The sequence below is a fragment of the Deltaproteobacteria bacterium genome (assembly GCA_016931625.1).
Taxonomy (GTDB): domain Bacteria; phylum Myxococcota; class XYA12-FULL-58-9; order XYA12-FULL-58-9; family JAFGEK01; genus JAFGEK01.
Genome location: JAFGEK010000219.1, coordinates 17,013 through 30,723 on the forward strand (window position 1 = coordinate 17,013; position 13,711 = coordinate 30,723).

Genomic DNA, 13,711 nt, shown 5'->3' on the forward strand with positions numbered 1-13,711 from the left:
ACGCATTAAACCATGACAAGCTTTTTGCCATTTTGCGCGTCTTTTGAGGGTATTCGTTGTTAACGGTTGTGATCTGACATTTTAGAGTTAAAAAAAATGCTGCGTTAGAAATAAAAACTAACGCAGCATTTTTGCGCCAAACTATTCAACCGCAATGACAACTGAATCCTGCGCGACATTACCTGATGAGTCGCTAGCCGATACCGTAATTCTATGACTACCTGATGGTAAATCAGCGTAGTTTACTAACGCACCATAACCAAGAATTTTACCACTCTCATCGTTCCATTGAATTTGCTTTTCAGAGAATTCTTTATCTTCAGCATCTTCAACACTTGCTTGAAGAATAACGTTGGCCCCACGTTTGTAAATATTACGTTGTTGCGGTTTTAAAATACGAACGTTGGGTGGCAAATTGCGTTCAAGACGCAAGCCTTTGACTTCTGTAGTGGTGCTATTTAAACCATCAGATACTACTACTTGTAGTATTCCGTCACTCGTTCCGGGTAGATTTTCAGTAGAAAAACGCAATTCTGATGATTGTTGATCGACCGCTACTGGGATGAAAGTTTCGCCTCCATCTGGACTAAAACGAATGATCGCATTTAAAGCATCTCGGTCACCATCTTCGGCTTTCCATGCCACTACCACTTCTTTTTTTAAAGCACTGCCTTCAACAGGCTGTTCGACGCGCACTGATGGGCGACTACGAGTTCGCTTGATTACACCTTGCAATTTACCTTCAATATATACTTCAACCGCGCTTGCTTCAGCTATTGCTGGTGTCGTTACCGAGAAACCACGAATCGGTTCACCTTGGCGTGAATCTAAATCTGCATAAGTATTAAACGCAGTGGTGTAAAGCTCTTTGCCATTAGCATCGAGAACGCGTAAGAATGAATCGCCTTCTTTTAATGGTATGGGTTCTTGCATTAACGAAACTAATTCATAGACTGGTTGCATCATCCATTTTTGCTCGAAAATGATGCCACGAAACACATAAGCTTTATATTGTTTTAATATCACAGGTATACAACTGCTGGTATCGTTAGTATAAACGTCTTTATACCTGCTACTTTGTATCCAAGCTTGGTTAGTATAAAGACCTGGCACCATAATGTCATAAAGCGAAGTGGGTTTAACGTTGCCAAGACCTAGGCGATCTAGGGTATCCCAGCCAGTTTCATCAATCTTGTTAGAAACATGATAGTAGCCCAAGTTATGACCGAACTCGTGGGCAAAAGTACGTTGATGTCTAGAAGTCTCGGTATTGCCAAAAGCTACATGGCCATTTATGTAAGAAAGACCATTACCGTAAAACGGATTACCACGCAGCCAGCCATATAAATAACTTGGGGTTGGACTCATTGCCACCCGTGCCGCCTCAAGGCTATTTAAAAGACTGGTACCACTGGTATCAACGTTTTGCGTCCAAGTAAGTGAGCTACCTGCAACCCGATAACGACCACTGGCGCCAGGAGTATATTCAGTAAATGGATAGATACCCCAAACAAATGCATCACCAACACCTTGAGAAATCAAGTTAGGATCTGGTGTACCTTTCTCTGCAGGATCAGCACTAGCATACTGATAATTAATGGGCATGCCTACAATACTAGGAGCACTACGGCAAGCAAACGAAGCCTCTTTAGTATAATCATTGTTGCTCTCGTTGTATTCTGAGATTGTATTAAAAGGATCTACCGTCGCTTCAAAACGTAGCCCTACACTAAATATAGTTGTCGGTGGTACGAAGGTGAAATTTAAAGTATGATTTTCTTGATTACGATCAATGGTTTTTGGCGCAGTTATTGGACCATTATCTGATAACATATCGTAAAGTAAAGTCGTACCACGATAAACCCGCAAGCGACCTTGCACATTTTTTACCGATGACCCCAGAAGAAGACTACTAACATGCACGAACATTCTCACGGTTGTGGTTCGTCCTGCAACCAAAGCAACACTATCATCAGCTTTCTGGGTACTTTGGGTAACTTCGAGTCGATCAATTGAAAGATCTGTAAAGCTTATAGGAATTAGGATTGCTTCTTTACCGATCGCCGCTGCCGCTACCACCTTAGTATTTGCGGCGGTCACCGCCTTTTGGGCTAAAACTGCTGTTGGTAAATAGCCGATGGCCGCAGCCAACAGCGCAAAACTACGGCTCCACTTGGTAATTTTCATGTTACCATCCTTGTTTTTTTAGTTTTAAAGGTAAATGTTTCCAATGTCGTGCTTGCAATCACGACCTTAAAACTCACAAGCGCTTGGCTTGGTATTCGTTGTTAGCCTGGTCTATCTAACATGCAAATTGTAAGCTAATTGTTGCTTTTTTTAAGATATCATAGGGCATATTACCTAAATTTCCTTGCTATCTATTGCACTTGACGCACGCATTGCGTTATTGGCTAGACATTGAATTTTTTTTTCTTATTTTTCGTACAAGAAAAGTGAAGTGAAATATTTCAACCGTCATCAATATTCAGTCTAAGCTGTAAATATACCTGTACAAGCAATAACTACATATTAATGCATTAGTTAAAAACGCATCGGGATTTAAACCTCATGGCAAGTGATATTTCACATAAGCTATTAGAACAAGCACTGAGTGGCCAGCCAAATGCGGTGCGCTCTCTAATTGAATATTTAGCTCCGGTAGTAAAATCACGTATTGTACGTACGCTGACGGCCAGTGCTGGCGCAACAGCAGGTCGCGATTTGCAGCAAGAAGTTTTAGATCTCACCCAAGAAGTTTTCGCCCAACTATTCATTAATGAAGGCAAAATTTTACATTCATGGGACCCTGAACGAGGATTATCACTGCGCAACTTCGTAGGTATGGTAGCGCAACGGCATGTCTTGAGTGTTTTGCGCAGTCGCAAACGCAATCCCTTTACCGACGAACCGATTGCTGATTGCGATCCCATAAAAAACGAAATAACTGACGGTAATAGCGACTTTGAAGAAATTATGGCATCCCGTGATTTACTCCGTGAATTAGTTCGCCGCTTAGCCACGCTCTTAAGTCCACTAGGTTTGTTGGCTTTTGAGTTAATAATTGTTCGAGATTGTTCAGTATCAGAAGTTCAAGATGCTACCGGTTTGAGCCCAGCTGCCATTTATATGTGGCGTTCACGTTTGGTACGCTTTGCACGTCAGATAGCTGAGAAAATTATGTTAGAACAGGGATCGTCGCAACGAACTTCTCAACAGGAGCATGCGCCCACATGAGTAAAAAACCAGAAAAAATTCTCGGGGCGCTACGCCAGGCTTACACGGACATGGAAGAAGAACGTGACGCAATTTTAGCATCGCTTTGGCAACGCCAAGAGATGCCTACTGATGCAGAACTTAAAGAATTAGGTCTGCAAAATCACCCTTCTTTCTCTAAAGACGAATTGTTAAAATCCCTACGACCGATTGATGAAACGACATTAGCCAAACTTACAGAGTCAGCATTAGCTGTACTGCCAAATAAAAACTTAAACACACCATTGCTTAATGATTGCATCCCTAATCAAGATAATGCTTCAGGATTAATCACCAAGTTTTTCAAGTTAATACAATCTGCTTTTAAACAACCGCGATTTGCTTTTGCTATTGGCTCTTTCGCGGTAGCCGCGGCTTGCTCAATTTTATTATTAGTCATGCTGTTAAACTCAAATTCATTACCATTATATTCTCTGGAGATATCTAAAGGTGATCAAATAATGCGCGGTGTATCTGCGCACACAGACAGCGCAGAAAGTGCGGTGCCTAAAGTGAGCCCGGGATCATTGCTACAAGTATTCGTGCGTCCCGAAAATGCAGTTAATGAATCGGTTGCAGCATATAGTTACCTGCTTTCACGCTCTAAACCAACTTTACGAGCTTGGCCCGCAGAAGTATTAGCTAATAGCAAAGGAACTATACGTTTACAGTATAAAGTAAGCCAAGATACAGCTCCTGGAGAGTACGAACTTATTGTTGCCGTAACTTCAGATCCAAAAAACTTGCGGATATCAGAAATCGAGCACCTAATTTCTACAACCGCAGACAATCGCGATGCCCAGCAAAACCTTCGTATCTTAAGAGCACCTATAGAAATAGTGACTAAATAGGGATTGTCCCTAATAAAAACGGCAATGTTATGGCACTTTTTTATGTAAATAACACTAAAGCCGCAAATTGGCGACAACGTGCATTGCCACTTATGTTGATGGTCAAGTGGCAATCTCTTATTTTGGGGCTCTTGTTAGTTTGCGATTGCAATCAATCCACTACCACTTTCCTACCTCTTATAGTGCAATACGATGGTTGTGATGAGGTGTTGGTGGGTCCAACATGTATTTTGTCAGCTTCAGGTGATTTACGTTTATGGGTGGCGCTACCTCAGTCAGCTCAAATAAAAATTTATGCTGATAATAATAAGCAAAATTTTAAAGATCTAGTTATTGCCAACGGGCGTGTCTTAACATTTACAGTCAATATATCAACAAAACACCTCACCGTTAAAGCAAATAATGACCAACAACAATATAGTTGGTCACTTTCACTAATGCCGCCTAGACCACCGCCCACACTGCTGGCTAATGCTAAGCAGCTACGTGATACCGGCAAGCTTGATATGGCAATTAAATTACTAACTGAAAATGTGCCAGCGCTACCAATAAATGAGAAAGGGGCGGGATGGGCAGCCCTTGCCCGTCTTGAGCGTCTTGTGGGCAAACCTGAACAAGCCATAGCTGATTTCGAATCAGCGCAGCGCTATCATCGCCAAACTGCAAAGCTTCTATCTGAGGTCGATGATGCAACAGCTATGGCATATGTGTTGATATATTCGGGTTTGCATCTTAAACGAGCGCGCCAGGTGCTAACCTCGGTATCAAAACTACTTCCTAATAATTTAAAGGCTGCTTATCTAGTAGCTTTCTATCAAGGAGTGCTTGCCAGTCATACCGCCGATTTTCGCAGCGCCTTATCAGCTTTCGCAAGTGCTTCGTCTTATGCCGAAAAAATGGGCAATACTTTAAACCAGCATTTTGCTGATCAAATGCGTGCCAGTACGCTTTTAGGCATGGGGCAACCACGCGAAGCACTAAAGATACTTGGAGCATTGCTACAGGATGCCTCTTTAAACAACCCCTGCGAGCGTTATCATTTACTTGAGAATTGTGCTTGGGCTTTAATACTAGCGCGTGAAGCCGGAGACAATCCTGCAAACTGGAACGAAATAGCATTCAAAGACCCGCAACCACTCTTGCATGAAGCGCTTACTGGTGGTTGCAACGAATATCCCGAATGGGAAGGAAATACATTCATTAACCTGGCGCTAACTTCTATTCATTTAGGTAACCTTCAACAAGCTCAGCAGTATCTCAATGATGCGCGTGAACACTTGCCACGCCATAGTAGTCTTCCTGCACTTTGGGGTCTGGATATTGAAGCACGATTAGCGCTTTTAGAAAAACGACCACGTGATGCGCTTAAAATATATAGCAAACTCACCACCCAAGCGCAGGTACAGGCACTTGCTGAGGTAAAATGGCGCAGTCTCATTGGTCAAGCTCAAGCCTACACTGCCTTAAGTCGCCTTACTTTGGCTCATGCTGCGTATAGTAACGCCGAACAACTAGTATATGAAAGCAGCTTAAACGTACCGTTATATGAAGGCCGCGACACTTTTTTAGCTAAACGTCTACGAGCTACTCAGCAACATGTCGAATTGCTTCTAAAAATGGGTGACTTTAAACAAGCGCTGCAAATAGTACGCCAAAACCGAGTGCAGTTGTTGGCAGGAGTGCAATGGCAAGATCAAATTGAACGTCTCGATCAAAACAAACGACGTCTTTGGGATGACGCTATTGCAACTTACCATAGTGAAAGAAGACGCTTTGAAGAAGTCGCGACGAATTTGGCGATGGCGCCACGCAACGAAATTGCACCACTAAAAGCAGCCTATGCCGCACAAGAAATACGTGTACGTTCTGCTTTAGACATTGCTTTAGCTTTAGTGCCTATCAGTGGACTACGCACTCCACCAATATTAACAGATTTGCAAAAGCGTCCGGCTTCTGAACTTACTCTTGTATACTATCGTCTACCTACTAGCTGGATTGGCTTTGCTGTGGGACACGGGGTGTTTAAAGTACAACATCTTGGCTTATTACCTGATGACGACAAAAAACAACAAACCAGTAGTATCAACGATACTAGTGCACAACGCCAAGCACTCGCTCATGTTCTCTTAGAACCATTTCGTCATGAACTAAAAGTCGCAAAACGACTACACATTATTGCATCATCAGATCTTGAACGCTTTGCCCTGCACGCCTTACCATTAGATGGCAAACCATTAGAAGAAATACTGCCGGTTGCGTATGTTGTTGATGCTGCTCCAATTCACCATCCAAAATCTTCAACCGTAGCTGAGAAATCTACTGCGATTTCAACAACTGTTAGCTGGCATTCATTGGTAGTAGCAGACACTACCGGCGATTTACCGCAAGCTCGTTATGAAGGCCAACAAGTTGCCGCAGCGCTCGCCACTAAAAGCCGAGTACGCATGCTAATGCAAAGAGAAGCTACATTTAATCATGTCAGTAATGGACTTAATGAAGCCATGCTATTTCATTTTGCTGGGCATTCAGATTATATTCAAAACGGATTCAGTAGCTCTCTAAGGTTAGCTGATGGTGCACAACTTCGAGCTGGCGATATTCTTGCTCTTAAACGAGTACCACTGGTCATTGTACTCTCGGCCTGTGAAAGTGCCAGAGTTCCTGTGAGTGAAGTGAGCACCATTGGTCTTGCGCAAGCATTTATTATTGCTGGTGCACGTGTAGTTATCGCTTCTAGTCGACCAGTAAACGATGCCTTCGCTGCTTACTTCGGTGAAAAACTATATGAATTACTTTTAACCAAATTAAATGAACCAATGATATTTAATATAGTTGTTGAAAATATTTTACCTAAGGCATTGCGTTTAGCGCGTGAACGATTTCCAAGTGCAGATTGGTCAGGATATCGAGTTCTTGTCCCTTAAAAATCTTTTAGCTTTGTTAGGAGGGTGTTATTATGTACACTGAGCAACTTTTAAATACTTCTTGTCTTCTTAAAAAAAGTCTATTGGCGTTTGCTATCTTGTTATTAGCCATTGGCTGTGGTGAGCAATCACTTGCTAATAATACTGAAACTGAAGCAAACAACACTGAGATGATTTCAGATGTTGCAAGTTCTGCTTTGTCTGCATCGATCATTAATAAGTCTTTTGTAAGCGCTAAAATTTTATTTCCACCACCAATATCTACTGCGGTCGCGCCACCACTTGATGCTCGCGGCGCTGGTATGTACTGGCGTTTTATTGCCATAAAAAGCGACCCAGATGTTTCGTGTCCGAATGTCAGTGGATTACGTGTTCGTCCATTGTTCACCACACGTGACAAGGCACAAGAGATAGATATACCTCCGGGACTAAGACAATATTGTCTATACGAAGATCCCTCTGTAGCACACCGGCTTGGGGCAAGACAGCTACCACCACAGCTTGAAGAATTATTAAAAGGAGGTTTCTTTACCTCTGTGTCTCAAGATCAAGCAGCGCTGGCGACTTTGGGTGATCCCCTTGATGACATTATGATCGAGCCATTCAGCAAGGCTTTTGACCAACAAACCGGTAAAATGCCGTTTTTACCAACCATTACTGCTCGAGTCAGACCTGTGCGTTTAGCTCTTATTGATACTACCCCGACAAAAGAACCTACGGTAGCTATTGAAAATATCACAGGTTTTTCACTACATGGTTATAGTCTAGCGAATATGATCAAAAGACTAACTTGCCATAAAGAAAATTGTACTACCGTAATGACTAGCCAGTTGGGTACGCAATTACGTTATACTAATACTGGCAAACTCATTGAAGACGAGGTTAATGGTGGTAGTTTCGGTTCGATTGCCTTTCTAGCAGAAGCAATAAGGCATGAAGTACAAAGATGGGATTCAATACCTGAAAAAAACCGACCACGTTTAGTGATTAATCTTTCACTTGGTTGGTTATCACTTTACGGTGGTAATGAACTTACAAAAGAACCAGCGGCTGATGTTAAAAATCAAATCGGATTGTTAGCCCCTGATGTTAGAGCAGTGTACAGTGCGCTTGTCGATGCCCGCTGTCGTGGTGCAGTCGTTATTGCAGCGGCTGGTAATACTAGCGGAGGTCAAACTCTTACTAAAGGACCAATTTTACCCGCTGCTTGGGAAAGTGTATCAGTACCTGATGCACATGAATGCGAAGAGCTACTTGGCGGCGAACACCAAGGTATATCAGAGCGAGCAAATATTGGAAGAATTCCCTTGGTATATGCTGCTGGTGGTATCGATACCATGGGTCTTGATTTAGCAATCTCACGTCCCCAAAGTCGACCACGTTTAGTAGCTTATGCTGATCATGCTACTGTTCCGGTTATTAAAGGTGCAACACCAATTAAACCACTAACCGGCACTAGCGTTGCCTCTGCCGTTATTGCGGCCACTACCAGCACTGTTTGGTATTACCAATCAGGGCTCGCCGGTTATGAGATAATTGAGACTATTTATAAAGCTGGTGACTTTATTGGTATCGACGCCGAATTTGGTCTTGAGTCACCATTGCTTCCAGCAAAACGTATTTCTGTCTGCCAAGCTGCTACGGCAGCCTGTGCTTCTGGGGGTGGGGCATGTCCGCCAGTGTCTACCTGGCCAGAATGCGGACTCTGGGAGAAAAAACCGATTGCTTTGGATGCCCTAGATTTTACCGCATTTAACACCACGGCAACATCGACTACTGGTACATTTAATGTATCTTACACAGATCCTGTTTGCGGCAGTTCTAAACTATATAATTATACCACCGGTAAAGCATTAAATCCTTGCCCTGATAGCCAATACTATAATGCAAGCGCACAACCTTGGGTTGATACACAACCAGGCAGTACACCGTGCCCAAATTGTCTTGCCCGACGTAGCTTTAATCTTTTAAACCTAAGCTTAGATTCATCTTATACAACTATGAGCAGCCCAAGTATAGAAGTAGTAACCGCGGGTACTAGCACTTATTATAGCCTGGCTGATTTTACCGGTGCTGCAACGGTAAATGTGCTCTTACCTAGCGGCTCTTTGAGTACTGCAGATTCGGTAACTTTAAATGGGTTGATGGGCTCTCAGAGTATAACTAGCGCTCTCTATATTGCCGAATAATTCATTCAAACTGAGTGTCGGGCCTATTACTACCTAAAAATTTAGTAATAGGCCCATTATGACAATTGATTTTTATATAGATGCACCAAAAACTAGTTGCACATAGTGACCAAGTGTATAAGCACTTATTTGTCGCAACGCAGCATTTATATTATCTGCCGATTATCTGGATCTTAAAAAACTGCTCAAAATCAATCAAACTCATGCGATCTTGCAATACTGAAGGCAATTTGTGCACCACTTGCGTCATTAATATATTTTGTGATATTAATATTTTTTTTAATGGATTATATGATTGACAAAATAGTAATAAATTGTCGTTATATTACAAGCGAATATAAAGCATACTGGTACTTTAAAACCGGTACGAGTTAATAAGAAAGAAGAATGATATGGCTTCTGTTCAAAGTTCTAGTAGCGCACATGATGCTATTTTTAGGCAAATGGGTGTATATAACTTTGCATTTCCATCGACACCTCCGGGATTGGCAAAAACAAAAGATTCAACAGATCACCCTTATCCGTGGTCTACTGATTACATCGCAATCGATCTAAACAACCTTCCATCATATGAGAATGAATACATACAGGCAATTTATTCAACTTTAATAAATAATAAATACAATAAATATGCAAAGTTTGAAGATATCGTCACTACCACAGAAGCGCGTAATGCTATCATAACTAATGCTAAGAAGGCCCCAGATATTGAAATCGTACTCACTTGCTGCCAAAGCTATTCGCTCTTATGGAATAACAGCCTCGCTATCTTTCTCTGCGGGAAACTATCAGAAGATGTCTTACCCGGCACTGGTGCGATAAATAACAATAGAGTTGCTGCATCCTTTATAGCTTGGGCTGATGTTGAGTTATGGTGGCGTCACTGGGCCAGTTATAATAAAAATAATGATGGTCAAGTGCCAGATTGGAAAGAGAAGTATCAAGAAACTTGGGCTGAGAAGCTAGAAGAAATTCCTGATTTTTGGCAAGATGTACTCGACGCTGAAGATAATTCAGATGAAGAAGTGAAACGTTTTGATAAATTAAAAAAAGCCAGCGAGTTGTTTGGGTCTCTTATAATGGCCCTGGTAGAATACCCTGAATCAGAAGAACTTTTAAGTGCCCTAGATGCCTTTTGCAAAAAGCAAAGTTACGCGGTTAGGTATGGTGTTAATTTAGCAGAAGAAGAGACCAAAGAAGACAATATTAAAGTAATGGAAGATATTCGCGCGGCTTGTAAAATTGAAAACAAGCAAGAACGCCTAGATGCCCTGAGCCGCATCGCTTTTCATACCAATGCTAATTTCGATATCACAGACCTTTGTGAAGAAATGGAGACGAAATTAGGGGAATTAGATGATATTAGGAAAGAAGAAGATGTAACAGCGCAACGTCATGCTAAAGAGTACATCAACCCTGCGATTGTGAAAAAACTCAGCATTCAAGAATCTAGCGCTTCGGTAGGAGTATGTTTAAGCTCCAGAAATTTTGAAGGGCGAAATACCACAACGTCTAAAAACGTAAATTTCTATAATGCATTAGGCCGCCGCCAATCCATCAACGATCACCGAAATGCTTCTAATATATTCATCAAAGTTGAAAATCCTAGATTCAAGCACAACACCAAGACAACTCATTAAGAAAAATTAGCGCTAAAACGCTATATCACGGCGAGGTATATCTCTTTAGCCTATATCTTTGCACTAAATCTCTTCTTTGTTCCTCGGGCAGCGAAAAGAGGTAGGCTCTAAAACCGGGGCACCACCCTGCATGCCACCGCCAAAACCTTCCCAGCAGCGATTGAGGTCGGGCTTCATATTTTGCTCTGAACTTGCAACTCTCGCATCCCATTTCTGGCATAGGCATATCTCCTTAAAAAAATATTAGCACTCGTTCTACTAGATTTTTACCCTAATGTTACCTACGATGTTACCATAAATTGTGCTTGGCTTAAGGCTCTATAGATTGATATCTTCTTAATCATCTCACTCATTTATATGGATAACTAGCATGATATATAAATCTATTATATTTATATTTATTATACTTATATCCCCTTTTACAATAGCAGCGCCACTGCAACCAACAACAAAGCAAGATAATCCAACAGGTGCCAAAATTACTCGTGAAGGTTCTGCTAGACGACTCTTGCTTCGCAGGTTAGGCAAAGGTTGGAAAATCTCGGTACGCACCGCAAGTTGTGCAAGTGTTTGTACTTCTGGAGTTATTTTTTCAGGTGAAAATCAAAAAATGCGCATTCCTAAAGCCGAAATTAACCCATTAAGCAATGCTAATTTCGCACATTTTACTTATTGCTTATGCCCATTTGCTCTTGCAAAGCCTAATCAAATGGCGCAACCGGCTTATCCTGAACTAAATTTAGAAAGTGAAACTGTACGCGCCTATGGTTATGCAGATATTCCCGAAACGCCCCAAGGTAAAAAAGTACTTAGTATACTTCATGAAGAGTTAGGCCTAAGGTGGGGCGCTGCTAATTCAGTTGGCCTGCATTGTCGCATCGAAATACAGGCAAATAAAGTACACCGAAAAAAATCAATACCACTAAAGCTATTTATACATAATATCAGCGATAAATCTGTAAATGTGGTTGATACGATTAATCAACCCAATGGTGCGGGCTTTACAATTAGCCTGGAAGACCACGAAATTGATGCAACTTATGCCGCAAGTGCTGCAAAGTATATACTACTAGAATCAGGTCAAACTTATAGTCGTGAAATCGCTATAGCCAAATATGAGCCACAACCACCGGATGATAGCAAGTATGGCAAAGCTAAAAAGTTTGAAATTTATACAACTTACTCAACACAACCCAAATTATCAAACGGTGACTTGCCCAATGATGTTATTTCTTGCCCACCAATATCTTTTATTCTACGCTGATATATACTTAGTACATATTTTTAAAATAAACGCTGTCATCTCCTGTCCTGTTTAGGGAAAGCAAAGCGGTGTGAAATGACAGGCTTTATTATTTCGCCTTTTTTATAAATTCACGTTTAAAATATTCTCTTTTTATCCGAGGATCTATCTTTAACGCTTTCTTATAAAGCATAGCAAATTATTATATTTTAATAGAAATTTATTGCGATAGAGAAGAGATGGCTCGATTTCCATGGGTGATGATGCTGACTTTTCTGCGGTTGGTGGTGGTGGTTTCTTGATAAAAATTGGATGCGAATAAACCCCATTAAAAAACTTTGCAATCATCCCGTTTCTATCAACTTTATTTGCCATTTTAATATCCTGCAATTGCAATTTCAGTTTTAAGCTTAGCTTAATTTTCGGCAAATAAACGAACGAGTTGCTTAAAAAAACACCAGCGGCAGCGCTCGATACTAATAGCGCTATCACTTTGTAGTAGCAAGCCACTCATCAACCAGCGCTTTGGGTCAATGACTGAACATACGAACACAAATTTTATGCTTCAGTGTCATCAACATCACCAAAGAATAATTCTTCCATATGCCCGCGTAAAACTGCTTGACCATAAGGTTCAGCCGGATTTATTTGGTAATTGGCTTAACTGATGGCAAAAGCACAACTTCGATACGTCGATTTTTATGCCTACCTGCTGCAGTACGATTGCTTGCTGATGGACGATATTCAGAAAAACCCGCGGCAACTAAACGGCGTCCTGGCACTTTGATTTCATCTTGCAAAAACCGTACAACATTGGTCGCACGTGCAGTTGATAAATCCCAATTACTAGCAAAAAGTTTATGCAGTTTTGGTGATATCGGAATATTGTCAGTATGACCACCAACTTGAATAATTTTATCTTTAATTTTTAAAAAGGTTTCTCCAACCTTTTTAAGAACCGCTTTACCTTTAGAATTTAACTCAGCCTCACCAGAATCAAATAAAATTTGGTCACTAACATCGACTACTAATTCACCGGCGCGTTGATTAATGAGTACTTCGCCCTTTTTTATTTCTTCTTGTAATTTTTGCGAAAGCTCATCTTGAGTTTTGCTCAACTCCGCAAGGACTTGGTCTTTTTTATCGACGGCATTTTGCAGTGAAGCGGCAGCGGTTTTTAATTCATTAATTTGCTCAGCTAATTTTGTATTTTCACTTCGAGCAATTACCAGATCATCAGCCTGCTGTTTAATTTGCTCAGCTAAAGGCAAGTAATAGAAAAATATAAAAGCACCGGCACCAATCAGTAATAAAATCGTTATTAGCCATGGTACCGGGTTTGATTTACGACGAATTTTATAAGTCGGTATTTCAGCAGATGATAAATCACCCATATCAAACTGCTGGCGTTGTGGCTCAGGTGATATCTCTGATGGCAATGAATCTGGGGGTGATTCACTCGTATTAGGCACCGAGATTGGTGCTGGGGCATTTTGACCTTCAGGAGCACTTGACATTACTGTCGGATCCCATGCTTCGCGACTTTTATAATCAGCCATACGCACCTCCACAAATAACGGTCGTTTTTATCTAAAAGCTTGTCTACCAAAGT

At 41.3% G+C, this 13,711-nt stretch carries 9 protein-coding genes; 6 read left to right on the forward strand and 3 right to left on the reverse strand.

Going from position 1 to position 13,711, the window contains the following annotated elements:
- Window positions 1-141: 141 nt before the first annotated feature.
- Window positions 142-2,187, reverse strand: a complete 2,046-nt coding sequence (locus JW841_17905; protein ID MBN1962810.1) for a hypothetical protein — start codon at window positions 2,185-2,187, stop codon at window positions 142-144.
- A gap of 381 nt (window positions 2,188-2,568) precedes the next feature.
- Here JW841_17905 and JW841_17910 point away from each other — a divergent pair, with 381 nt between their 5' ends.
- The 6 genes from JW841_17910 (at window position 2,569) to JW841_17935 (ending at window position 12,120) form a co-directional block, all read left to right on the forward strand.
- On the forward strand, window positions 2,569-3,234 hold the full coding sequence (locus JW841_17910) for a sigma-70 family RNA polymerase sigma factor (protein ID MBN1962811.1): 666 nt from the start codon (window positions 2,569-2,571) through the stop codon (window positions 3,232-3,234).
- Entirely contained in the window at window positions 3,231-4,103 is an 873-nt protein-coding gene (locus tag JW841_17915) for a hypothetical protein (GenBank protein ID MBN1962812.1), read from the forward strand. Before JW841_17910 ends, JW841_17915 begins: the two co-directional genes overlap by 4 nt.
- A 29-nt stretch (window positions 4,104-4,132) precedes the next feature.
- Window positions 4,133-7,027 (forward strand): CHAT domain-containing protein, encoded by a 2,895-nt coding sequence (locus JW841_17920; protein MBN1962813.1) that lies wholly within the window; start codon window positions 4,133-4,135, stop codon window positions 7,025-7,027.
- Window positions 7,028-7,059: 32 nt separating this feature from the next.
- A complete protein-coding gene (locus JW841_17925; GenBank protein ID MBN1962814.1) occupies window positions 7,060-9,216 on the forward strand; it encodes a S8/S53 family peptidase in 2,157 nt (718 codons plus the stop codon).
- Between the two features lie 392 nt (window positions 9,217-9,608).
- Window positions 9,609-10,856: a hypothetical protein gene (locus tag JW841_17930; GenBank protein MBN1962815.1), complete on the forward strand. Its 1,248-nt coding sequence runs from the start codon at window positions 9,609-9,611 to the stop codon at window positions 10,854-10,856.
- A 370-nt stretch (window positions 10,857-11,226) separates the two neighbouring features.
- A complete protein-coding gene (locus tag JW841_17935) occupies window positions 11,227-12,120 on the forward strand; it encodes a hypothetical protein (protein ID MBN1962816.1) in 894 nt (297 codons plus the stop codon).
- A gap of 150 nt (window positions 12,121-12,270) precedes the next feature.
- Here JW841_17935 and JW841_17940 read toward each other — a convergent pair whose 3' ends face one another.
- Window positions 12,271-12,474, reverse strand: a complete 204-nt coding sequence (locus tag JW841_17940) for a hypothetical protein (protein ID MBN1962817.1) — start codon at window positions 12,472-12,474, stop codon at window positions 12,271-12,273.
- A gap of 269 nt (window positions 12,475-12,743) precedes the next feature.
- Complete coding sequence (locus JW841_17945; protein MBN1962818.1) at window positions 12,744-13,658, reverse strand: OmpA family protein; 915 nt, start codon at window positions 13,656-13,658, stop codon at window positions 12,744-12,746.
- Window positions 13,659-13,711 lie beyond the last annotated feature (53 nt).

Coding starts and splice junctions, on each gene's coding strand:
- JW841_17905 (MBN1962810.1), bottom strand. CDS start 2,187: ATGAAAATTACCAAGTGGAGCCGTAGTTTTGCGCTGTTGGCTGCGGCC.
- JW841_17910 (MBN1962811.1), top strand. CDS start 2,569: ATGGCAAGTGATATTTCACATAAGCTATTAGAACAAGCACTGAGTGGC.
- JW841_17915 (MBN1962812.1), top strand. CDS start 3,231: ATGAGTAAAAAACCAGAAAAAATTCTCGGGGCGCTACGCCAGGCTTAC.
- JW841_17920 (MBN1962813.1), top strand. CDS start 4,133: ATGGCACTTTTTTATGTAAATAACACTAAAGCCGCAAATTGGCGACAA.
- JW841_17925 (MBN1962814.1), top strand. CDS start 7,060: ATGTACACTGAGCAACTTTTAAATACTTCTTGTCTTCTTAAAAAAAGT.
- JW841_17930 (MBN1962815.1), top strand. CDS start 9,609: ATGGCTTCTGTTCAAAGTTCTAGTAGCGCACATGATGCTATTTTTAGG.
- JW841_17935 (MBN1962816.1), top strand. CDS start 11,227: ATGATATATAAATCTATTATATTTATATTTATTATACTTATATCCCCT.
- JW841_17940 (MBN1962817.1), bottom strand. CDS start 12,474: ATGGCAAATAAAGTTGATAGAAACGGGATGATTGCAAAGTTTTTTAAT.
- JW841_17945 (MBN1962818.1), bottom strand. CDS start 13,658: ATGGCTGATTATAAAAGTCGCGAAGCATGGGATCCGACAGTAATGTCA.